Source organism: Larkinella ripae (assembly GCF_054780775.1).
This window is the reverse complement of the sequence record NZ_BAAGVR010000038.1, coordinates 1-518: the sequence shown is the minus strand read 5'-3', so window position 1 is coordinate 518 and position 518 is coordinate 1. Positions and strand designations below refer to the sequence as shown.

General features: G+C 65.1%; 1 pseudogene. It reads left to right on the top strand.

The annotated features are described in order from the left end of the window. A pseudogene (locus tag ACYVHX_RS29595) lies at window positions 1–518 on the top strand (hypothetical protein); the annotation flags it as partial.

The window sequence follows — 518 nt, the reverse complement described above, 5'->3', positions numbered from 1 at the left end:
GCGTGTCAGTGAGCAGTGCGGGGACGTATTCAGTGACGGCCACCAGTGAAGGGGGCTGCATGGCCAGCACCAGCGTGGTGGTCAGCCAGACGGTGGTGAGTGCTCCGCCCCTGGTGGTGAGCATCAGCCCCAATCAGGTGGTGGGCTGCGTGGGGCTAACCGGGACCGTCACGGCTACGGTTCGTGGGGGTACTCCTCCCTACAGCTACACCTGGATCGCCCCTGAGGGGATGATCCTGAGCGGCACCAGCACCAATGTGGTGTCGGGCACGGTCACCAGTGCAGGGGTGAAGAGTCTGAGTGTGACCGTCAGCAGTGCGGGGGGCGGTCCAACCACCACCGCCGTTGCCAGCATGACGGCCAATGCCTTGCCGGCCGTAAGCATCAGTGCGAATCCTTCGCTGACCATCGGTGCGGGGCAGAGCACGACCTTGACCGCCAGCGGGGGCAACAGTTACAAGTGGTCGACGGGGGCCAGTAGTGTCAGCGTGCCGGTGAGCACGACGGGGACGTATTCG